This window comes from Thermosynechococcus vestitus BP-1, from assembly GCF_000011345.1.
GTDB classification, from domain to species: Bacteria; Cyanobacteriota; Cyanobacteriia; order Thermosynechococcales; family Thermosynechococcaceae; genus Thermosynechococcus; species Thermosynechococcus vestitus.
Genome location: NC_004113.1, coordinates 1,016,571 through 1,038,021 on the forward strand (window position 1 = coordinate 1,016,571; position 21,451 = coordinate 1,038,021).

General features: G+C 51.6%; 17 protein-coding genes and 4 pseudogenes. 12 read left to right on the forward strand and 9 right to left on the reverse strand.

The window, feature by feature from the left end:
• Positions 1-14 precede the first annotated feature (14 nt).
• The 5 genes from dusB to TLL_RS05030 all read right to left on the reverse strand — a co-directional run bounded on the left by dusB (position 15) and on the right by TLL_RS05030 (position 4,856).
• On the reverse strand, positions 15-1,058 hold the full coding sequence (dusB, locus tag TLL_RS05010) for a tRNA dihydrouridine synthase DusB (protein WP_011056835.1): 1,044 nt from the start codon (positions 1,056-1,058) through the stop codon (positions 15-17).
• Positions 1,059-1,158: 100 nt separating this feature from the next.
• Positions 1,159-2,130 (reverse strand): glycosyltransferase family 2 protein, encoded by a 972-nt coding sequence (locus TLL_RS05015; RefSeq protein WP_164920795.1) that lies wholly within the window; start codon positions 2,128-2,130, stop codon positions 1,159-1,161.
• A gap of 34 nt (positions 2,131-2,164) precedes the next feature.
• Positions 2,165-3,061 (reverse strand): glycosyltransferase family 2 protein, encoded by an 897-nt coding sequence (locus TLL_RS05020; protein ID WP_231833833.1) that lies wholly within the window; start codon positions 3,059-3,061, stop codon positions 2,165-2,167.
• Positions 3,058-3,939 carry an alpha-1,2-fucosyltransferase gene (locus TLL_RS05025; RefSeq protein ID WP_011056838.1) on the reverse strand — a complete coding sequence of 294 codons (882 nt, stop codon included), beginning with the start codon at positions 3,937-3,939 and terminating at the stop codon, positions 3,058-3,060. Before TLL_RS05025 ends, TLL_RS05020 begins: the two co-directional genes overlap by 4 nt.
• Complete coding sequence (locus tag TLL_RS05030; RefSeq protein WP_011056839.1) at positions 3,936-4,856, reverse strand: glycosyltransferase family 2 protein; 921 nt, start codon at positions 4,854-4,856, stop codon at positions 3,936-3,938. The genes TLL_RS05025 and TLL_RS05030 overlap by 4 nt, the downstream gene beginning before the upstream one ends.
• Positions 4,857-5,290: 434 nt before the next feature.
• On the opposite strand from TLL_RS05030, the gene ispG reads away from it, so the two are divergent.
• From ispG to TLL_RS05060, 8 genes and pseudogenes are all read left to right on the forward strand, one after another.
• Complete coding sequence (ispG, locus tag TLL_RS05035; RefSeq protein ID WP_011056840.1) at positions 5,291-6,499, forward strand: (E)-4-hydroxy-3-methylbut-2-enyl-diphosphate synthase; 1,209 nt, start codon at positions 5,291-5,293, stop codon at positions 6,497-6,499.
• A 28-nt stretch (positions 6,500-6,527) separates the two neighbouring features.
• A complete protein-coding gene (locus TLL_RS05040; RefSeq protein WP_011056841.1) occupies positions 6,528-6,872 on the forward strand; it encodes a histidine triad nucleotide-binding protein in 345 nt (114 codons plus the stop codon).
• A 646-nt stretch (positions 6,873-7,518) separates the two neighbouring features.
• Positions 7,519-7,947 (forward strand): annotated as a pseudogene (locus TLL_RS05045) (reverse transcriptase N-terminal domain-containing protein); the annotation flags it as partial.
• 62 nt (positions 7,948-8,009) lie between these two features.
• Positions 8,010-8,225, forward strand: a pseudogene (locus TLL_RS13025) (transposase); the annotation flags it as partial.
• Positions 8,226-8,290: 65 nt separating this feature from the next.
• Complete coding sequence (locus TLL_RS13030; protein WP_269441369.1) at positions 8,291-8,776, forward strand: IS5 family transposase; 486 nt, start codon at positions 8,291-8,293, stop codon at positions 8,774-8,776.
• Positions 8,777-8,794: 18 nt separating this feature from the next.
• Positions 8,795-9,595: pseudogene (locus tag TLL_RS12890) on the forward strand (reverse transcriptase domain-containing protein); the annotation flags it as partial.
• Positions 9,596-9,631: 36 nt separating this feature from the next.
• Positions 9,632-10,036, forward strand: coding sequence for an HNH endonuclease (locus TLL_RS13035; RefSeq protein WP_269441375.1), 405 nt, complete (start codon positions 9,632-9,634; stop codon positions 10,034-10,036).
• A gap of 81 nt (positions 10,037-10,117) precedes the next feature.
• Positions 10,118-10,312: pseudogene (locus tag TLL_RS05060) on the forward strand (phosphate ABC transporter ATP-binding protein); the annotation flags it as partial.
• Positions 10,313-10,315: 3 nt separating this feature from the next.
• On the opposite strand, the gene gatA reads toward TLL_RS05060, so the two are convergent.
• Positions 10,316-11,764 (reverse strand): Asp-tRNA(Asn)/Glu-tRNA(Gln) amidotransferase subunit GatA, encoded by a 1,449-nt coding sequence (gene gatA, locus TLL_RS05065; protein WP_164920797.1) that lies wholly within the window; start codon positions 11,762-11,764, stop codon positions 10,316-10,318.
• Positions 11,765-12,003: 239 nt separating this feature from the next.
• Between gatA and TLL_RS05070 the strand changes: the two genes are divergently transcribed.
• From TLL_RS05070 to TLL_RS05085, 4 genes are all read left to right on the forward strand, one after another.
• Entirely contained in the window at positions 12,004-12,387 is a 384-nt protein-coding gene (locus TLL_RS05070) for a hypothetical protein (RefSeq protein ID WP_011056846.1), read from the forward strand.
• Positions 12,384-13,940, forward strand: coding sequence for a DUF697 domain-containing protein (locus tag TLL_RS05075; protein ID WP_011056847.1), 1,557 nt, complete (start codon positions 12,384-12,386; stop codon positions 13,938-13,940). The genes TLL_RS05070 and TLL_RS05075 overlap by 4 nt, the downstream gene beginning before the upstream one ends.
• Before the next feature lie 79 nt (positions 13,941-14,019).
• A complete protein-coding gene (locus TLL_RS05080; protein ID WP_011056848.1) occupies positions 14,020-15,495 on the forward strand; it encodes a hypothetical protein in 1,476 nt (491 codons plus the stop codon).
• A 41-nt stretch (positions 15,496-15,536) separates the two neighbouring features.
• A complete protein-coding gene (locus tag TLL_RS05085) occupies positions 15,537-16,280 on the forward strand; it encodes a hypothetical protein (RefSeq protein WP_164920798.1) in 744 nt (247 codons plus the stop codon).
• Between the two features lie 10 nt (positions 16,281-16,290).
• On the opposite strand, the gene TLL_RS05090 is transcribed toward TLL_RS05085, so the two are convergent.
• The 3 genes from TLL_RS05090 to TLL_RS05100 form a co-directional block, all read right to left on the reverse strand.
• Positions 16,291-17,433, reverse strand: coding sequence for a GNAT family N-acetyltransferase (locus TLL_RS05090; RefSeq protein WP_011056850.1), 1,143 nt, complete (start codon positions 17,431-17,433; stop codon positions 16,291-16,293).
• Positions 17,434-17,538: 105 nt separating this feature from the next.
• On the reverse strand, positions 17,539-17,835 hold the full coding sequence (petF1, locus tag TLL_RS05095; RefSeq protein ID WP_011056851.1) for a ferredoxin PetF1: 297 nt from the start codon (positions 17,833-17,835) through the stop codon (positions 17,539-17,541).
• A gap of 198 nt (positions 17,836-18,033) precedes the next feature.
• Positions 18,034-21,414 carry a glycosyltransferase gene (locus TLL_RS05100; protein WP_011056852.1) on the reverse strand — a complete coding sequence of 1,127 codons (3,381 nt, stop codon included), beginning with the start codon at positions 21,412-21,414 and terminating at the stop codon, positions 18,034-18,036.
• Positions 21,415-21,451 lie beyond the last annotated feature (37 nt).

The following is a 21,451-nucleotide window of genomic DNA, read 5'->3' on the forward strand; positions in this document are numbered from 1 at the left end:
TTTTTTTCATTTGTTTAGGCCGCGATCGCCTCGGTTTCGGAGGCCATTCGTAAGCGCTCAATTGCTCTATCGAGGAGAGCTAAACCAGCCTCTAGGGTTTCAATGCGACACAATTCACTGCGCAGTTCTGCTGCATCGGCAAAGCCCTTGGCATACCACGTCAAATGCTTGCGCGCTTGGCGAATCCCCCGTTCCCCTTTGTACTCCCAGAGGGCAATCAGATGATCCCGCGCACATTGCAGACGCTCAACCACCGTTGGCGCCGGCCGCAATTCCCCCGTTTTCAAAAAGTGATCAATTTCTCCCACCAAGAAGGGATATCCCATCGTTCCCCGCGAGCACATCACCCCATCGGCGCCGGTTTGCTCCAAACAGCGGACGGCCGCCTCTACCGAGAAAATATCGCCATTGGCAATCACGGGAATACTGACGCGCTCCTTCACCCGCGCAATCCACTCCCAGCGGGCTGGGCCATTAAAGCCCTGGGCACGGGTACGCCCATGAACCGTAATCATTGCTGCGCCAGCATCTTCCATCGCCTTGGCAAAGTCAAGGATATTGATTTCCTCATCGCTCCAGCCAATGCGAGTTTTCACCGTGACTGGCACAGGCACTGCCTTTGAGACCGTACGCACAATGGCTACTGCCGTTTGCACATCCCGCAGCAGGGAAGAACCACCGCCATTCTTCGTGATTTTGTTCACGGGGCAGCCCATATTGATGTCCACGGTATCCGCCCCTTCAGCCACTGCCTTTATCGCAGCTTCTGCTAAAAAATCAGGCCGACAGTCAAAAAGCTGAATACTAATGGGATGCTCATTGGCATCTACTTCCATAATCCGGGGTAATGTTTTCAGATAATGCAGCCCCGAAGCACTGACCATCTCGGTGTACATCATCGACTCAGGGGCATAGCGGCGCACCAAGCGGCGAAAGACGAGGTCTGTCACACCTGCCAAAGGGGACTGCAATACCCGACTATTGACCGTAACAGAGCCAATCTGCAATGGCGTGGCTAAACGGGCTTTGAGCGCTGCTGACAGGGTTGGCGTCTTCATAAAAAATCACTCGCCTAACAACCGATACTTAGGAACTCAAATACTAAGGGAAGCTAATTAATTCTACCAAAGGCTCGTCTATCCACCTGCCGCTGGTTCCTTACATCACATTTTTAATTTCATTTTTAATTTCATTTTGATAGGCCGCATAAACCGCTTGCACATTGTACCAGTTCAAAAAGATGCGAGCCACTTCCAGTGCATCTTGGGGGCGATCGATGTTAATCAACCATTGCAACAGGGGTGCCAGTGTTTTTTCATTGAGCAGACCACCGAGGGATAGGATTGCCCAAAGAAGGTAATGAAAAGGGGTCATTTGAATCATGAGCTTCACTTCCCAAATTGGATGCTTTTTATAGAACAAGACCCCCATTCTCCCTCTTTCGATCTCTTTCTGAATGAGGGCAGGCACTTGGCTAAGGGAAAAGGGGGGATGCCAGTGGTAGCCAACTGCTTCTGGGCACTTTAGCAATCGTAGGCCCAATTTCTTGAGGCGCACCCCCAGCTCTAGATCTTCCCAGCCGTAGAGTTGAAACTGGGTATCAAAGAGACCTGCCTTTTCCAACCAATGGCGGGCGATCGCTACATTTCCCGTTGCAAAATAGGCAGCTGAAAAATCAGTCATCTTATATCGCTCTGAAGTTGGATCTGCAAAATTACAGGTATTGATCACACGCCCATAGGAAAAGGCAGGAACCTGAGTCACATCCTCTATGCCAAGGCGTTTTTGTTCTCGCATTAAGCAGCGAGCATGGGCTTCTAAGAAGGTTGAAGTCACAACTAAGTCGCTATCAATAAAGATAATCCAGTCACCCTTAGCCCCTTGAATACCTAAGTTGCGAGCAGCCGCAGGACCAAGATGCTCCTGTTGTAACCATTGCACACAGGGGAATTCATGACGATGCTCTTTGAGCCACTCAACCGTCTTGTCCGTTGAACCATCGTCAACAATAATGACTTCATAGCCCCTAATGCCTAGATCAGGATGCCATCTTTGATGGGCGATCGCCCGAACACACTTTTCTAAAATCGGCAAACGATTATAGGTGGGAATGACAACACTAAAAAACATAATTAACACCAAGAAGTTCTGCTGAGTAGTTGACTCAACTTGTGTAATTTAACACCCAACCGTGAAAGCGATGGGAACAGAGACGCAAGAAAGAATAACGCAAAAATTTTTCCGCTTCTGTTCCTTTATAACATTGCTTTAGCGCCCCTAGAAGTCGTAATGTTTTCCAGGGGTCTCTTTCAGCGTCGTGAGCCTCAATGGCGGAAATCCCGAGCTTTATAGACAGGAGTTGCTGCCAATGGCGAGAACGAATCTGCTGACTGTTTTGGGCTTGCTGCCGGCGGTAAAAGCTGGAGGTTTGTTGCCGATGCACTCGATATTGCAGCAGCACCTCTGGTACATTGCCCATTTTGAACCCTGCCGCCCAGGCTCGCTGCCAGAGATCGTAGTCTTCAACAAGAGACCAAGCAGCAGCGTACCGCAACTCTTTGAAAACCCTAGCGTGAGCTATCACAGTGGGATGGGCAAAAGGAACCCCAAACAACAACTCAGCTTCACACCCTGCGTGAGCACGGGGATAGTGCCAGTAACCTCTCCCGGTGCCGATGAGCTGAACAGATGCACCACAGATCTCTAATTGATTTTCCTGAAGAAAGGTAAGCTGAGATACTAGTCTGTGGGCCAAGGCCACGTCATCCGCATCCATGCGGGCAATCCACTCGCCGCGAGCAAGGGCGATCCCTTCATTGAGCGTCGCAACCAACCCTCGGTTTTCACGGCTAATCAAGCGGATACGAGCATCTTGCGCAGCATAACGCTTCAGGACGGAAAGGCTATTATCCGTGGAACCGTCATCGATGATAATGAATTCGAAATCCCGAAAGCTCTGCCCAAGAATCGACTCGATCGCTTCCCCCACATAGGCTTCGGCATTGAATACCGGCATCAACACCGATAGCAGCGGCCTGTTGCTTTGATGATTGCAAGTCACAACACAATCCATCCAGGACAATACAGGTCTCGTGTGTCAAAGACATCGACATTGAACCAGTGTCTGGGCGCAATGACGACTTTGTCTGGACGCGGATTCAGCCACGCCCCCCACCAACTGAAAGTGCTGTTGGCAATGATATGATGCCGACACGCACTCATTAGTTGCATATCCCGATAACTTGCCGCACCACGATTGTGGTCAACCACTGTGTAAGAAACGGGCAACTTAAGATGCTCCAGAACCCATTGGGGATCGTCGGAAAACACGTAGAAGCGCTCAGCATTAGTTTTTTCAATCATCGTGGCAACGGCAGCTGGGTAATATTCGGACAAGTCTACGCCATGGACACGCCTCATCTGTGGATTGTTGAAGTAATCTCCCCGGCGGATGTGCAGTGAGACGCTAACGCCGGATTGCATTTCATCCATTAACGCAGCATTGTGGGGGTCGAGGGGCTCAACGAAACGGAACTGTTGCCGAATGATGTCGGCAATGTTCGAAAAATATCGCTCGCTTTGCCAGTAGCCCTCCAGATACACATTGTCCGGCAGATGCTCAAAACCTGTCCAGTAATGGAAATGGGGCTGGATGACCAGCGACTTTGGCCGCAGCCCGTGCAAAAAATGGCCCGCCAACAAACGCCTTACGGCAGGATGCACACACGCTCCCAACACTTTTCGAAGGTCTTTGCTTGAAGGCTCGGGCAGTTCTAACCCGAAGACGCGCCGCAACTCGAGGCCTTGGTGCAAGCACGTGGCGTCAAACCAATGAGTATCGAACTTGACTTCACTTCCGATGCGATGGGCAGCGGCCAGCCCTGCCGCATATTGAAACATCTGATTGCCCAAACCGCCACAGAGATGCACAATGATCATTTCCCTGAGTTTCTAGCAAAGACTCGACCAAGCAGATTTAAAGCTTGGATGGCCATGGCATAGACATCATTTAATCCTTGGATCGCCATGTAGTAGACAGATGTAAAGGGAAAGAGAGCAATAATCAAAAAGCGTTCCAACGGCACACTAAGTTGCACGCAGTTTTTTAGATTCGCGTAAAGGCAGATGATATTACTAGGGATTTGCGAATTGAGGCTAGCACAATCTTGATGGATTCTTTTATATATATAAACCTCTTTGTTACCTTTGATCTCACATTGTTTTAAGATGCAATACAAAAAAAGGGTATCTGCGGCATACAAACCTGATGATAAAAGATTGATTGCTTCTTCATTTATTACTTTCTTAGGGAATACCCCGTAAATTGGATTGGCTTTCCCAAGACTATTGGGCTCGAGCGCATACTTTATGCGGCGAAGCAATTTAACTCCTGAATACGAAAATAGACGGTTATTCGCGGGGTGTCGTAATATTTGATCCATTTCATCTATAGTTCGGATTGTACCAAATGCCAAACATTTGTTTTCTTTTGCGACGGGATAGAGTGTAGCCAGCCAGTTCTTGTCCCACATATCATCTGACGATGCCCACATGAAATACTCAGCAACCGCTTCATCGAGGACATATTTGAAATTAGCCACAGCACCCAAATTTTTTTTCTGCCGCACATAGCGTATACGCTTGTCTTTGGCCACATATTCACAGCAAATCGCTTCGGTGTCATCAGTAGAGGCATTATCTGAAATAATCAATTCAAAATCGGTAAAAGTTTGCGATAACAACGAATCAAGAGCTCCTCTAATAAATTTGGCTCCGTTATGAACAGGCATGCCAATGCTGACTTGTGGTTTTTCTGCCTTGCCACTGTAGTTGAGGTTTTCTATTCTCTGATCCATGGATATTCGGAAGACTTTAATGCTATCTTAGTAAATAATAAAACCCCAGTTGCATCCTCACAACCAGAGGTGTTGAATCCTGGAGCAAAACCTAACATTTTAAGTGACGAGTCGCTGTGGCTGCCAATCAAAGCGCCAATGCACTATCGAGCACCGACAACTGAGCTCGAGTTGTCAATATCCAGAAGAAGAGCAATTGGTGGCTGAGATTCTTGGCAAATTGCATCACTTACCTCCGGCTAGGGCAGTTCAGTTGTTGGAAACAGCCTTAGGGTTGTCAAAGGCTGCTGCTAAAGGCAAAGGAGATGTTTGAGAATTTTTTAAGTTCCCAGAGAAGGATGGCAAATGTCTTGGGGGCGATCGCCTGCCGCAGTTTGCCGCTTCTATGGCATCCTGAAAGGGAGAAGTTGCGCAATTTAGCCACTCAGAATCCTATGCAAACGCTGCCGAGTCCCGTTCAAGCTACTCCGACAGAAACCGCCATTGTCCGTCGCAAAACCCGTCCTGTGCCCATCGGCTCTGTCGTCATTGGGGGCGGTCATCCCGTGGCGGTGCAGTCGATGATCAATGAAGACACGCTAGATATTGAAGGCTCAGTGGCGGCCATTCGTCGTCTCCATGAAATTGGCTGTGAAATTGTGCGGGTGACGGTACCCAGCCTTGCCCATGCCAAGGCCATGGAAGAGATTCGCGATCGCCTCTACAAAACCTACAAACCCGTGCCCCTTGTTGCTGATGTCCACCACAACGGCATGAAAATTGCCCTCGAAGTTGCCAAGTATGTGGACAATGTACGCATCAATCCGGGGCTATACGTCTTTGAGAAACCCAAGCCCAATCGCACCGAATATACCCAAGCGGAATTTGACGAAATTGGTGCCAAAATTCGCGAAACCCTTGAGCCCCTGGTGATCTCGCTGCGAGATCAGGGCAAATCCATGCGCATTGGCGTCAATCACGGTTCCCTTGCTGAGCGGATGCTCTTTACCTATGGCGATACCCCAGAAGGAATGGTGGAATCGGCCCTGGAATTTATCCGCATCTGCGAGTCGTTGAACTTCTACAACCTGGAAATTTCCCTCAAAGCCTCACGGGTACCGGTGATGATTGCTGCCAACCGCCTCATGGTCAAGCGCATGGACGAACTGGGCATGGACTACCCCCTCCACTTGGGAGTCACTGAAGCTGGCGATGGCGAGTATGGCCGCATCAAATCCACCGCCGGCATTGCCACCCTCCTTGCTGAAGGGATTGGCGACACGATTCGTGTGTCCCTCACCGAAGCCCCCGAAAAGGAAATTCCTGTTTGCTACGGTATTTTGCAAGCCTTGGGCCTGCGGCGAACCATGGTGGAGTATGTGGCCTGTCCCTCCTGTGGTCGGACGCTCTTTAACCTCGAGGAAGTGTTGCACAAAGTCCGTGAAGCCACCAAACACTTGACCGGTCTCAACATCGCTGTCATGGGCTGTATTGTCAATGGCCCCGGGGAAATGGCTGACGCCGACTATGGCTATGTGGGCAAACAGCCCGGTTACATCTCCCTCTATCGCGGCCGCGAGGAAGTCAAGAAAGTCCCAGAAGCGGAAGGTGTGGCTGCCCTTGTGGAATTAATCAAGGCTGATGGCCGCTGGGTTGATCCCTAAACTATCAGGCCTGTATGAGGAGTGAGACATGACCACGGAAACCATTTTTAGCCGGATCATTCGCCGCGAGATTCCTGCGGATATTGTCCATGAGGATGAACTGTGTCTGGCCTTTCGCGACATCAACCCTCAGGCCCCCGTGCATATTCTGGTGATCCCCAAAAAGCCGATTCCCCAATTGAGCTTGGCAGAACCGGAAGATCACCGCGTGCTGGGTCACCTACTGCTGACAGCGAAACGTATTGCCGAGGCAGAGGGCCTAACGAATGGCTATCGCGTAGTCATTAACAATGGTCCCGACGGTGGGCAAACAGTCTATCACCTGCACCTACACCTGTTGGGGGGGCGACCCATGCAGTGGCCACCGGGCTGACTTTGCCTAGCAATCAAGTGCGACGCGAAAGCTAGCCAGATGATTGTCCCACTAGCCTAACAAGCTAGAACGGGACCGGTTGTTCCCCCAACCGTAGCCTAGGGAGGCATGCGTGACTGGTAACGGTCAGGTATGAAGCCCTCCCGACAACGGAGCCCGAACCGAAAGGTTGAAGCCGAATCCGTGAGGAGGAAGCAACTTCACCAGTGTCAGGTGATAGGGAACTAGGCTTGAGGGTATGGTGAGCACATGCGAAGTGATGTCAGAAGCCTCGTCACAGACCAACAGGCCAAAGACACTGATAGGCCTGAGCCAAAACGGCAAATGGATAGGCTACATCGCCCGCTCGTCGGTGTACGGGGACGTCAATCTATCGGGGTACAGTCACCACCTAACCCCTCGTGTCATCTGGTTGGAACGCGGTAAGCCCGTATCCTCGCCTTGAACACCCAAGGCAGGCAAACCGTAAGGAATGCTGATGGGGGTGCGGGTATGGGATGCAGGAGAAAGCGAACGCCGGTCTGTAATGGACTGGATAGGGGTTGAGGAAATAATCCAACATCACCCCGCCCGAAAGGGAGCAGACTTCCTGCTGGTCTCCCTTTGCGAGATAACTTGTAGAACCTCTTGAATGGAGACAAGACAAATGGCAGTGGATCAAACCACTGGTGCGGTCACCAACCAAACGGAAACAAGCTGGCACAGCATAGACTGGGCCAAAGCCAACCGTGAGGTAAAGAGGCTGCAAGTGCGTATCGCAAAGGCTGTGAAGGAAGGACGCTGGGGCAAAGTGAAAGCTTTGCAATGGCTCCTGACCCACTCGTTCTACGGCAAAGCCCTCGCCGTGAAACGGGTAACTGACAACTCAGGCAGTAGAACACCTGGTGTGGACGGGATAACCTGGTCCACACAAGAGCAGAAAACCCAAGCCATAAAGTCCCTCAGGAGAAGAGGCTATAAACCCCAACCCCTGAGGCGGGTATACATCCCGAAAGCAAACGGCAAACAGCGCCCGCTAGGAATCCCGACAATGAAGGACAGGGCAATGCAGGCACTATATGCCCTAGCCCTAGATAGTGCTGTCACGAGTTTATGAGATACTGAGCGTGTGTCTGGACTTTATCATAGGACCGTGCCATGAGGACACCTGACTACCGTCGCCACGATATTTCCGACCGGGTTTGGGAGCGGTTGGAACCGCATCTACCTGGACGCCGAGGGAGCTGGGGGGGTGTGGCGAAAGACAACCGGCAGTTCATCAATGCGGTGTTCTGGATACTGCGCACCGGCGCCCCTTGGCGGGATTTACCCCCGGAGTACGGAGATTGGAAGAACGTGCATCGAAGGTTCTGCCGCTGGCGAGACAAAGGCGTGTGGGAAAAGGTCCTTGAGCAGTTGATCGACGAGCCCGATTACGAATGGTTGATCATCGATGCTACTCATGTCAAAGTCCACCCTCATGCCACAGGCGCCAAAGGCGGCAACCAAGACATGGGGCGTACAAAAGGGGGCTCAATACCAAGATACATCTGGCCGTGGATGCGCATGGTATGCCGCTGCGAATGGTTATCACAGCAGGTACCACTGCGGATTGTCGCCAAGCTGCAACCTTGATCGAAGGAATCGATGCAAAGTACCTGTTGGCGGACAAAGGCTACGACAGTGATGCCCTCATCGCCCAAGCCAAAGAGCATGGGATGCAGCCTGTCATCCCTTCGCGCAGACATCGCAGACAGCGACGTGAATGCGACAAGCAGTTGTATCGGCTTCGTCATCTGGTTGAGAATGCTTTTTTGCATCTCAAGCGTTGGCGAGGTATTGCCACGCGATACGCCAAAAATACGGCTTCTTTCCTTGCTGCTGTGCACATCCGTTGTATCGCCATTTGGGCATCAATCTCGTGACGACAGTATCTAGAACCAGTCGCGGAAACCACAGCAGACCGGAACTCCTATGGGTTCCGGCGAGGACGATGCATAGCCGATGCAGCGACGCAGTGTCACATCACGCTAGCCAAAACAGACCGTGCACAATACGTTCTCGACGCCGATATTGCTGGGTGCTTTGACAACATCAGCCATGAGTGGCTACTAGCTAACATTCCACTAGACAAAAGAATTCTACGGAAATGGCTTAAATCTGGGTTTGTCTGGAAGCAGCAACTCTTCCCCATCCATGCTGGAACACCTCAGGGAGGGGTAATCTCCCCGATGCTTGCCAACATGACACTGGATGGGATGGAAGGGCTACTTCATAAGTACCTTAAGAAATATAAAGTCAACCTCATCCGATACGCGGATGACTTTGTCGTGACCGGAGAATCAAGGGAAACACTGTGCATTGCAGCAGCAATCATACAGAAATTCCTCAAGGAACGGGGCCTAACCCTGTCACCGGAAAAGACAAAAATCGTTCACATCGAAGAAGGGTTTGACTTTCTCGGATGGAACATTCGCAAATATGATGGGAAACTGCTCATCAAACCTGCGAAGAAGAACGTTAAAGCGTTCCTCAAGAAAATCCGAGACACCTTAAGAGAACTTAGGACAGCACCCCAGGAGATTGTGATAGACACACTCAACCCAATCATCAGAGGTTGGACTAACTATCACAAAAATCAGGCATCCAAAGAAACCTTCGTCGGAGTGGACCACCTCATATGGCAAAAATTATGGCGATGGGCAAGGCGCCGACACCCAAGCAAATCTGTCCGATGGGTGAAGAGTAAGTACTTCATCCAAATCGGGAACAGAAAATGGATGTTCGGAATATGGACGAAAGACAAAAACGGAGACCCGTGGGCCAAGCATTTAATCAAAGCCTCGGAAATCCGAATCCAACGTCGCGGTAAAATCAAGGCAGACGCCAACCCGTTTCTCCCAGAATGGGCAGAATACTTTGAGCAGCGCAAGAAACTCAAAGAGGCCCCTGCCCAATACCGGCGCACCCGTCGGGAATTGTGGAAGAAACAAGGCGGCATCTGTCCAGTATGTGGGGGAGAAATTGAGCAAGACATGCTCACCGAAATCCACCACATACTGCCCAAACACAAGGGTGGTACTGACGACCTGGACAATCTTGTCCTAATCCACACTAACTGCCACAAACAGGTGCACAGCCGAGATGGTCAGCACAGCCGGTTCCTCTTGAAAGAGGGGCTTTGAGAGGCTTGAGCCGGATGCTGGGCAACTTGCACGTCCGGTTCTTAGGAGGCTAGGGGTCAGTAATGCCCCCCGCTACCCGACTACACAATTTTTATCGTGATCCACAATATGCAACTGGCGGCTCGGATGAGCGATCGCACTGCGTTTTTGAATACTGAGGCCACAGAAGGGGGCAACCGGGTGGGCTACCTTGTTGAGTATGATGACAGCAGCGTTGTCTTCAATCACCCCAAAGAGCAAGCCACGATGGATGACGTCAGTGGCCGTTTCCGTTAGGGTCTAAAGCTGCGGCTGCTGTTGGTGCCAAGGGGTGGTCTGTTCATAGGCATAGGCAACGTGGAATAGGGTTGCTTCCTGCAGAACGTTGCCAATCAATTGCAGGCCAATGGGTAGTCCATTGCTATCAAAGCCACAGGGTACGCTCAATCCCGGCAAGCCGGCAAGGTTCACAGGGATGGTCATCAGGTCTGATAGATACATACTCAGGGGATCAGCGGTTTTCTCCCCCGCCTTAAAGGCAGTGGTGGGGGCGGTGGGGCAGATTAAAACATCCACCTGTTCAAAGGCACGGGCAAAGTCTTCTTTGATCAGGGTGCGTACTTTTTGTGCCCGTAGGTAGTAGGCATCGTAGTAGCCAGCGGAAAGGGCATAGGTGCCAATCATGATCCGCCGTTTGACTTCAGCCCCAAAGCCTTGGGCGCGGGTTTTCATGTACATCTCAAGCAGATCACTGGCACCTTCAGCCCGAAAACCAAAGTTCACGCCATCGTAGCGGGCTAAGTTGGCGGAGGCTTCGGAGGGGGCAATGATGTAGTAGGTGGGCAGACCGTAGGCAAAGCGTGGACAGGAGAGTTCAACAAGGGTTGCCCCCAATGCCTCCAGAGTTTTTAGGGCGGCTTCAAGGGCCGATTTCACCTCCGGTTGTACACCTTCACCCACGGTTTCTTGAATCAGGCCAATGCGCATGCCTTTGAGGTCCGGTTTGAGGGCTTGGGTGTAGTCAGGAATCGGCACCCTGAGACTGGTGGCATCCTTGGGATCATGGCCCGCGATCGCCCCCAAAAGAATCGCAGCATCGGTAACAGTCGGTGCCAAAGGTCCAATTTGATCTAAGGAGGAGGCATAGGCAACAAGACCATAGCGAGACACCAAACCATAGGTGGGTTTAAGACCCACCACGCCACAGAAGGCAGCGGGTTGACGAATCGACCCCCCCGTATCGGAACCGAGGGCCGCAGCACATTCTCTGGCAGCAACGGCAGCAGCAGATCCCCCAGAGGATCCCCCAGAGACCCGCTCTGGATTCCAAGGATTGGCCGTGAAACCAAAGGCAGAATTTTCGGTGGAGCTGCCCATAGCAAATTCATCCAGATTGGTTTTGCCCACCATAATTGCGCCAGCGGCCTGCAATTTTTCGGTCACGGTGGATTCGTAGGGGGGGACAAAGTGCTCCAGCATCTTAGACGCACAGGTGGTGCGCACACCGTAGGTGCAAAGGTTATCCTTAATGGCCAAGGGAATCCCTGTGAGTAATCCTATCTCTTCACCCGCGGCAAGGCGTTTATCCACCTCAGCCGCTTGGGCAAGGGCGCGATCGCGGGTTACCGTCAAAAAGCTATGGAGCGTTGGCTCCACCTGGGCAATGCGATCCAGATAAGCCTGGGTGATTTCAGTGGCGGAGCGTTCTTTGCGAACGAGTTGACGGTGTAGCTCCTGAATCACTGACATAAACGCAGCTTCCCCAATCACAATCGAGTAACAATACAACACTGGCGATCGCAGGCACTGCCGCAAACAAGCCAATCTTCAGTGTAGCAATGGAGTTGATCATCTATGCCTAAAGATTACGGCTAAAGATGGCTCAACATCCCTGGGGAAGTTTTGCAATCGACGATATATTAGGAATCAAGGAAGCTAAGCCTCAATCTTTTCTAGAGTAAATAACAGTAGGCATAGCGGAGTATTGGATGGAACCGCTCGACCCCGTGGATCGGGAAGCCTTTACTAACCCGACATTGCAGCGATTGTGGTTCTTTGTCTATTTGCTGCCCATTTTTGGCATGGTTCCGGCCCTGTGGCAATTAAGTCGCCGAGGGAGCGATCGCCAGACTCGCCAAGTGAGTCGCCTTGCCCTTCTGATCGGTCTTATGTGGCTGTTGGGCTATGGTCTGCTGAATGGGGCTGCCAGTGTCAGTGAAGCCCAGTCTCTCCCTCATGGTCTGCTGCTGTTTCTGAATAGTCTCTGGGGATCCGCCTACTTTCTGGTGAACTTAGGGCTAATGGTGCGCCTATGGCGGGGGCGATCGCTGAAATTGCCCCTCTTGCAACCTCTGATGAAATACCTGCCATGACCCCCAGACGTTGGTTGTGGCCCCTCTTGGGGTGCAGCGCCATTTTGGTGCTCATTCTCTGGCTGATCTCGGCATTGACGTGGCTCTATGTGCAGGTGGCTTTTACGGCGCCCTTTTTGGCCAATCTCTTGGTGTTGATTTTCATTGGCCTATTGGGGGGGCTGCTCTACACTTTCTTTCGCTATCTATATCTACTTGAAGGCAAGGGCAAGCACAAGGCTGCCACCGCTGTACCCCAAGCCCCCCTTGATAAAACGGAGGCTGCCGCTGAAAACCTCAAAGCCCTACGACAGCAACTGAGTCAAATTGAAGATGAGGTGGCACGGCAAGCCCTCTTGGCACGGGCACGGGAGCTAGAGGAGGATTTTTCTCGCCACGAATTGCGCATTGTTGTTTTTGGTACTGGTTCAGCCGGTAAAACCTCCCTGGTCAATGCCTTGCTGGGGGAGATGGTGGGGGAAGTGGCACCTACGATGGGCACTACGGAAGTCGGGCGAACCTATCGGTTTTGGCTTCCCCATGCAGAGCGGGAAATTCTCATTACCGATACCCCCGGTATCTTGGAAGCAGGGGTCGCTGGCACCTACCGCGAGCAACGGGCTCGACAACTGGCCGCAGAGGCAGATTTACTGCTGTTTGTTCTGGATGATGACCTGCGGCAGTCGGAATATACCCCCTTGGTCAACTTGGTGGAAATGGGCAAGCGATCGCTGTTAGTCCTCAATAAAATTGACTTGCGCTCCGAGGCTGATCAACTGGCTCTGCTCCGCCATCTGCGGCAGCGGGTTAAGGGGTTGATTCCGCCCCAAGATGTGGTGGGCATTGCCGCCCGTCCCCAACCGGTTCCCCTTGATACAGGAGAGTGGTTAGAACCCGAACCCCATATTTGGCCACTGATTCGGCGGATGAGTGCCATTCTCCGCGAGGAAGGGGATGATCTTGTGGCAGACAATATCCTCTTGCAGTCTCAACGCCTAGGGGAGCAAGCCCGCAAAATCATTGATCAGCAACGGCGCCGCCAAGCGGATAAGGTGGTGGAGCGCTACCAGTGGATTAGTGCAGGTGTCGTCTGTGTCACGCCGATTCCCGGGGTAGATCTGCTGGCCGCTGCGGCTGTGAATGCGCAAATGGTGATGGAAATTGGCAAGGTCTATGGCTGTGAATTGAATCGCGATCGCGCCCGCGAATTAGCCCTTTCCTTGGGCAAAACCCTTGCTAGTCTTGGCATTGTCAAAGGTGCAATGAATCTGGTGGGGACAGCCCTACAGTTAAGTGGCGGGGGGCTGGTGGTTGGCAAAGCAGTTCAAGGAATTACAGCCGCCTACCTCACTCGCATTGCGGGTAAAAGTTTTATTGAGTATTTTCGCCACAATCAAGACTGGGGCGATGGGGGCATGGGTGAAGTGGTGCAACGGCAGTTTCAACTCAATCGCCGCGATGAATTTATTCGCTCCTTTGTCCAGCAGGCGATCGCCCGCTTACCCTCCCCACTGGGAACTATGATTCCTGAGGAGATGAAAACTCCCCTCTCCCGTGAAGAAGAGCTCTCTTAAGGGAGGCTGAGGATTTCCCCAAGGGTCTTGGCAAAAACCGCTACTATGTTCAGTAACTATTTCATGTTGCCGATTTCGGATGAGTCCCTTGACCCGCAGTCCTGATCTGGAGGTGGCACAACTGCCGCAGTTATTGCAGGCAGCGCGGTCTCGCTATTTGGCCGGGGAGCGATCGGCCGCTGTGATGAAGCCCCTCTCTCAAGCCCTGCGAGCTATCCTCGAGCGCAATATTGATCCCCATCTCAGCCAGCGGGGGGGATATCTCCAACGTCTAGTGGAAGCCTATTTTCGCCTCTTTCCGCGCTGCCTCGAGCACCTCAGCCGCGATCAACTGCAACAGCAGGCTGTGCAAAAAACAGTGCTACGGTTACTGCAAATTCCCAGCACTGTGATTCAAGATGAGTACGATCGCCTCAATCGTGCTCAGTACAACCAGTCCCTCAAGCAACTGGTGCTTGCCTTTAGTCGCCCTCTCCTAGCCAACCGTCATCCAGTGCCCAAACTCACAGAGGCCGAGTGTTTCCTTGCCTTTTTTATTCAGTGCCTACGCCAAGAACTCGGCGCAACGGTTCTCCTATCCCCCCAGTTTCGTCACGAGTACCGCGATCTGCTGCGTACAGTGTGTCTGGGTAGCCCTGATCCCGAATTATGCCAAAGCAACCTCACGGGCTGGCTTTGGGAAGCAATGAAATCCTTTGATCCCCTCAAGCCCTTTAGTGCCACTGGCCACGGTCGTCCCACCTTTGAAGCATGGGTGCGCACGGTCATCAGCAATAAACTCGCGGATGAAAAACGCAAACTCCTCAAGCGCGAGGCGGATGAACTGCTCTTCTATGACAACCGTGCCCTGCACGTCTTTCAAGATCGTTATCAAGCAGCGCCCCCTGAGGTGCAGCGGGAGATTGATCCCAACGCCTGCGCTCAGTTGATTACAATTGTGCAAACGGAGATTACGGATCCTCGCATCCGCGCTTCAACGACTCGTTTGCGCCAGCACATTGCCCAACTTTTGGGCTGGACAATTGAATATACGCGGGAGATTCATCAGCAGGTGCGACGGATTCTCGGACGGTATGTTCAGTCCACCCGCTCCCTCAACATTTGCTCCACCGACAGCAACCAAGAGTGGATTGACAACTATCCCGATACCCGCACCCTGCCAACCAACAACGGTCAAGGGGTGGAGTGTATGGTGGAGTTTCTCAATGATCCGCAGACGCCGACATGGGTCAGGGATTGGTGTGAGCGTCGCCGTACCCAAGCGGAAATTGCCCGTGAACTCTTTGTCAGCCAGCCCACGATTTCTCGCTGCCTCGGTCGTGAATATCGTCTGTGGCTCTACCGTAAGTTCTTTCAAGATCCCCAGATTCCGCAATGGATGAGGCGATGGTATGAAACCCAATCCATTCCCAGCCCCCACCAACGACGGCAAGCCCGCCGTGAAATTCACCCTGACTATGCCCGTGGTCTCTGCAGTGCAAAACAAATTGATGAGCAAATAGAAGCCAAGCTTGCCCAGTGGTGCGAGCGTAACGACATTTACTATCTTCCCTAGGCAGCCTCGCTTTTTCGTACTTCGTTTGGATGACGACGGCTATGACTTCCTTTTTGGCACCGACTGTTCCGATTCGTTCCCTGTCATTGGCTGCCGCCCATGCGGTGCTTCAGGGATGTCGTCCCAGTCGGCAACAGCAAGTTCTGCCCTATTTGGTTGCCCTTTATTCATTCATAGACTGGTGGGAAAACGAGGGTGTTCCCAGCAAGCAGGATGATCCTGAGGATCTGCCTGATGATCTAACCTTGAGTACGACTTGGTGTGAGCGGCCAGAGGTTCTTGACCTTGTGGACATTGCGGATCTCAATTTAGAAGGGGTGCAGCTATCTATCTATCCTGTCGAGCCTGGAAAGTCCCTGCGAATTCATTGCCTCACATTTTTGGAGGGGATTAACGCGGATATTGCCGTTGCAGTGGGTTTGGATCGCGATCGCCGGCAGGCCCAGATGCTGGGATTTTGCGATCGCCAGACCCTCCTGGACTACTGGCAACACCATCCAGCGGATGCTCAAGGCTATGGCACCTTCCCCCTAGAGCAACTGCAACCTATCTTCTACTTGCCCGAGCAAATTAGCTTTCTCAATCCGCTGCCCCAAAGTCCACCGCTCAACCTCAAGGGCAACACCTACGGTCAACCCCTCGAAAGTATACCGCAGCTCACCCAGCGTATGGCTGCTGCCGAGCCTGAACGGCTGGCCCTTGACAAGGAAACCGCCATCCAACGCCTTCTGCAAGCCCTCCAAAGTTATACTGAAACCTCAGAAATTTCCCTCCCCCAAGATTAGGATTGGGCTATTAGGATTGGGCTTCTGGGGGCGACGCGTTTTCGGAGGAATGTTTATGGTAGTAGGCCCGTGCTCCCTCTTTGGTATGCATCTGACCAGGTTGAGGGCGGCGATGGGTTTGCAGCCCTTGGAGCACTTCTGATAAGGTCAGACCCTCCGGCAGGGGCGATCGCACCTCTCGGACTTTGTGCCACACCGAGCGCGACATGATCAAACTGCGACGAATAGGCTCAGCCCAGCTTTCGAGGTAAGCTTCTCGCTCCCCTTGGTAATCCGTCGAAGACAGCAGGAGCGGTACGGCGGGATAGGCCTGCACCAAGCGAGCAATATGGGTCAGTACCCCCGGATACAGATTTGTATAGGCAGGATGCACCGTTAAGTCTAGCCAGTGGGGCGTGTGTCCATCTTGAGTGGCATGGAGGGTGTAGGCGGCGATCGCCACCTTTCGCTGCGGTTCAAACACGTAAGCCCGATGCACTTGCACCCGTTGCGACCAACTGGCCCAACCGTGGTGTAGCCAATCCAAAAGACCCGTTTGAAAATCCCGATAGTGACGATTAAAGACTTGGCGCACCAGTGCTGGCATCGACATTGTATCCAACTCATGGAGCAACCGGGCATCCGCATTGGTGACCTTTAGCAAATTAGGCAAGCAAGGCGTGCCCTGTGCCAGTTCTGCCAACTGTTCCGCTGAAATCTGCCAGTAGGTGAGATGTGCCAAGGGTTGAAAGCCATTTTGGCGATACAGGTCTAGTGCCTCGCGGTAGTCAATATTGATTTCCACTATCCACGTACGGGCTTCGACAAGAGTACTAAAACAGTGGCGCAGGAGTTGTGTCCCCACCTCCGTAAACTCTTGGGCAGACAATTGCTGCACCTGCCATGTGGTGCGACTTTCATTAAAGGGAGCCACCTGCACAACACCTAGGACTTGGTTGTCCCGCTCCGCAACATAAATGCGCTGCTTGCTCATCCCCATTAGCCACTGCAGTAAATGCAGCGGTGAGGTCATCGGCCCACCCGCCAAGGACGGTAGACCAAAGGGTTGATCATGCACCCCTTGATGGCGCAGCCACTGTTCCACCACCTCCACATCCCGATAGGCCAAGGGACGAATCATCAAATCACCAGTGGGGGGCAAGTCGGAAATCATCAGCGGGCACCAATTACTACTTCCATCTTAAGGACTCCAGCCCCAAAATAAAGGGGCGATGCCCCACAACAATCGCCCCAACAATATAAATTGTACAAAATCGCCTTAGTAAAGCTCTTCCTCTTGGTTGGTGAGGATTTTGCAGTCAGAACGGGGATAGGCTACACAGGTAAGCACAAAGCCCTTCTCAATTTGGTCATCATCCAAGAAGGACTGATCCGACTGATCCACTTCTCCTTCCAGGAGCTTACCGGCACAGGTGGAGCAAGCACCAGCACGGCAGGAGAAGGGCAAGTCTAGGCCTTGCTCTTCGGCCACATCCAGAATGTACTCATCTTCGGGCACGTCAATTGTTGTTTCGCTTCCATCAGGACGCACTAGCGTTACTTTGTAGGTTGCCATGAATCTTGTCCTCTCATGTATGGAAAAGGCAGGGAGCCATCACGCTCCAATTTAGATACTAGGGGAAAACCTCAGCCTTGATGGGCCCATTCAAGTCCCTTTTTGTATCGTTTTCGTAATTTGAGGCCCCTAAGGTATCTGAAATACTTATAGACATTGAACCCTATGGAGAAAATTAAGCAAACTCGATGACTGGCTCTATTCTCCGACTCGATGGCCCGCAGGCACAACCCACTCCCCTGTCCGATACCGATTGACCATCGCCCTTAGGGCTTGCTCCATCTGGCGGCTAAAGCGGTGGGGATTCCACAGGGGAGCGTGGCGTTTGGCTTGGCGCAGCTTCCAACTGACTTGCCGCCGCAGCTCTGGTTCGGTGCCGAAACGAATTCCCCAATGCACATACTCCTCATCATTGAAGGCAATTCCTTCCTCAACGCCGACATTTTTCAGGAACGTATAGGTATGCCTTGCCACGAACTGCTGCCCCACCTTAGTCACAATCGGCACCTCCAACCAGAGGGCCTCAAGGCTCATTGCCCCCCCTGCATAGGGGTAGGTATCTAGCACCACATCCACATCATAGAGATTGGCGCGGTGAATCTCTGGTAAGTTCGGCGTTAAGAAATAGAGTTTATCTAAATCAAACCCCTCCACTTCAGCAACACTACGGCACCACTCCTCAAAGATGGGGCTACCACGGTGATATTTGACCACCAACACCGCATTGGGAACAGCCTCAACAATGGCAAATTGCAGCTTCAGTATTTCTGGTTGAATTTTACTCGTGCGCTGGGCACACAGAAAGACCACTGCCTCAGCACTCAGTCCTAATTGATCGCGAATGCCAGTTTTATTGGCAACCTCATAGCCATCGAGGGAAAGATAGCACTCAGGGAGTCGCCACAGCGTTTCTGTGTACCATGCCTGCGCCCCCTCAGGGAGAATGTAGGGGTCAACAATAAAGTAATCCACTGCTGGCAAGCCAATGGCATCAAAGCCTATCCATGTCGCCTGAAGGGGTGCTGGTTTAAGTGTGAGAACTTGGTAGGTGATGTCGCTCGTACAGCTATCTAAGTCAATGAGAAGATCAATTTTATCTTCATAAATTTGTTCAGCTATGTCAGTGGCATTTTTTCCACAGTGGCGGAAGTGATCAAAGCTTGCCTGGAACCAATCGGAAAGTTTATCCTGCTTACTGGCATCAAACCATGGATTATAAGCATAAAATTCAAACTGCTGGCGATCGTAAAAGCGAATAAAGGAACGCACTTGATGACCAGCAGGATGTTCATGAAAACAACTACCAATAAATCCTACTTTAATTTTTTGTGTAGAGTGATTTTCTGTGGCAGTATTGATGGCTTGCTGGCAATTTCTATATCTCTTCTGAACGGGCAGAAAGGAGTGGGCATTATCATAGAATATTTGGTTGCGTTTATTATAGATTGGTTTGATAATTGCAGGAGCATCAAACTGATGCGTTAGATGAAAGTAGGAACCGTTAGCATAAAATACGCTACCAAAATCAATTTGTTGATTGTTAATATTTTCAGCAAGAAACTGATTACAGCGATCGGCATTCTTGAACCATCTCTCACAAAGAGCGATCGCCTCTTCAGAATAGTTGAGGTTATACTTAAACGTCTGCATTACATGCAGTTTAGCCATCAGACCCACGTCTTCGCCCAAAGGATTGAGTGAATAGTCAAAAAGTCTATTCGCACACTCAAGTGCTAACTCATGCAACTTACTTTGAGCACAGGCACGGGAAAGAAATTCATACAGCCCCCATTCTTCTCTAGCTATTTTGAGCAAAGGTTCAGCTAATGTGGCAGCTAGTCGTGTGGGATCCTTGTTGAGCAGTTCAAAGACGACCCTCTCTAGAGATGGTTGTATGGATGGATATTGGCCTAGCGCTTTGATAAACTCAGGTAACCCCTCTACCTCACTATTGTAATCCACCAAGTGTTGCACTGTATTGACAACATCGTCAGGGTTTATTTCCTCTAAGCCTTCATTTGGTGGCAACAAAGCAGTGAGTTGATGTAACAATTGCGTAATTTCCTGTGTACCTAATCCTAACTGAAGGGAGAGGTTCAGTAATTTCAACCCTACCCTGAAATTGGGGGTAAATTCGTAGGCGTAGCTTGTAAGAGCAAATCGCAGTTCTAAGGTATTGCGGGGCAAATTTGCCAGCTGCAATAGGATCGGTGCCCATGTTGCAGTTATCTCTGCTTGCTCTTCTTCAGTAAACTCACTGAGATACACTGACCACAGCAGTTGCGCTTCTGACTCTTGGCTTTGGAAAAGGTAGCTGGCGCCCTGATAGGCCACCCAGCCATGCTCCCCAGGAAACTGCTTACTCAGGGTCTCGCAGGCAGCTAGTACATCCTCATATCGTTGCTGTTCAAGGTAATAGCGTAGTCTTTGCTGCCAGGTGTCCAGCATTGGTACGGACTCTGTTAAGACGCTCTCTAGGAAGGCTTCCCATTCGCGGGCGCGAACTGACCATGTGCAGTGGCGATTGATGTAGTCCACTTGAGCGCGGAGATGCGCCTCGAGGGTGGCATGGGCTTGAGGGTCATTAAACCGTTGAATTGCCCGATTGAGCAGGTGGCTATAGTCGGCCAGATAATTCTCCTGGGGAATGGGAATCAAGTCGGCAAAACCGGCAGTTGTTTCAGGAAGGGCACCGAGTTCACTGGTGATCAGGTAGCAGCCACTGGCCATGGCTTCCATGGCGGCAATACAGGAGGTTTCCGGAAATATATTGGTGTAGGCCCAAATGGCTGTGGATTTGAGGGCTTGAGCCAGTTGAGGTTGCGGCAGGGAACCCACATAGTTGACATTGGCCAAATCATGGCAACGTTGGTAAAGGTCGCCATACTCCTGTTGATCCTCAGCCTCGCTGGCTTGATAGACCTTCATACTGGAATAGACGTTGAGACGGACGGAGGGATGGCTCACTTGTAGGGCGGGCATGAGGTCGAGGAGCAAGTTTAAGCCCCGAAAGGGGGTACTGGTATAGGCCAAGGTCAAGGGTTGCGCCTTTGCCTTGAGGATAGATTCTGTGGCATCAAAAAGGTTTTCAAAGCAAGGGGCAATGGCATTACGCAGTACAGCGGTTTTGGCAGGAGGAATTTTGAAGGCTTCAAGGTATTGCTGCTGCTGCCACTGACTCACTAAAACAATCCGTTGATAGATCTTTTGATGTTCAGGAGACTGCAAAGATTCAACGTCAGGTTGATTAGTGGCATGGTGCGCCCAGAGTAGGAGGGGCGTTTGGGGGGGCAACACAGAGCGGAGAAGGTCAGCCCCGGCTGTACTACTCAAAATAATGGCCACATGGGGTTGGAGCTGCTCTAGGAATGACACCGTGAGCCAAGCCAGCGGTAGATGAGGAACATGGCGGACACATTCAATCTGTTGTGTTTTGTTAAAAAGCCACACCTCATGCCCGCGCTGTTGTAACTGATCTGCGAGATAACAGAGTGCTGACTGTGAACCCCCCAGTGGGGTTTCATAGGGGGTATTGAGTGTGTACTGCCAACCAATCGGATCAATGAAGAGAATACGCATGGGACCGAGGTGGGTAGTTAGAGGCAATGGTTGCCTA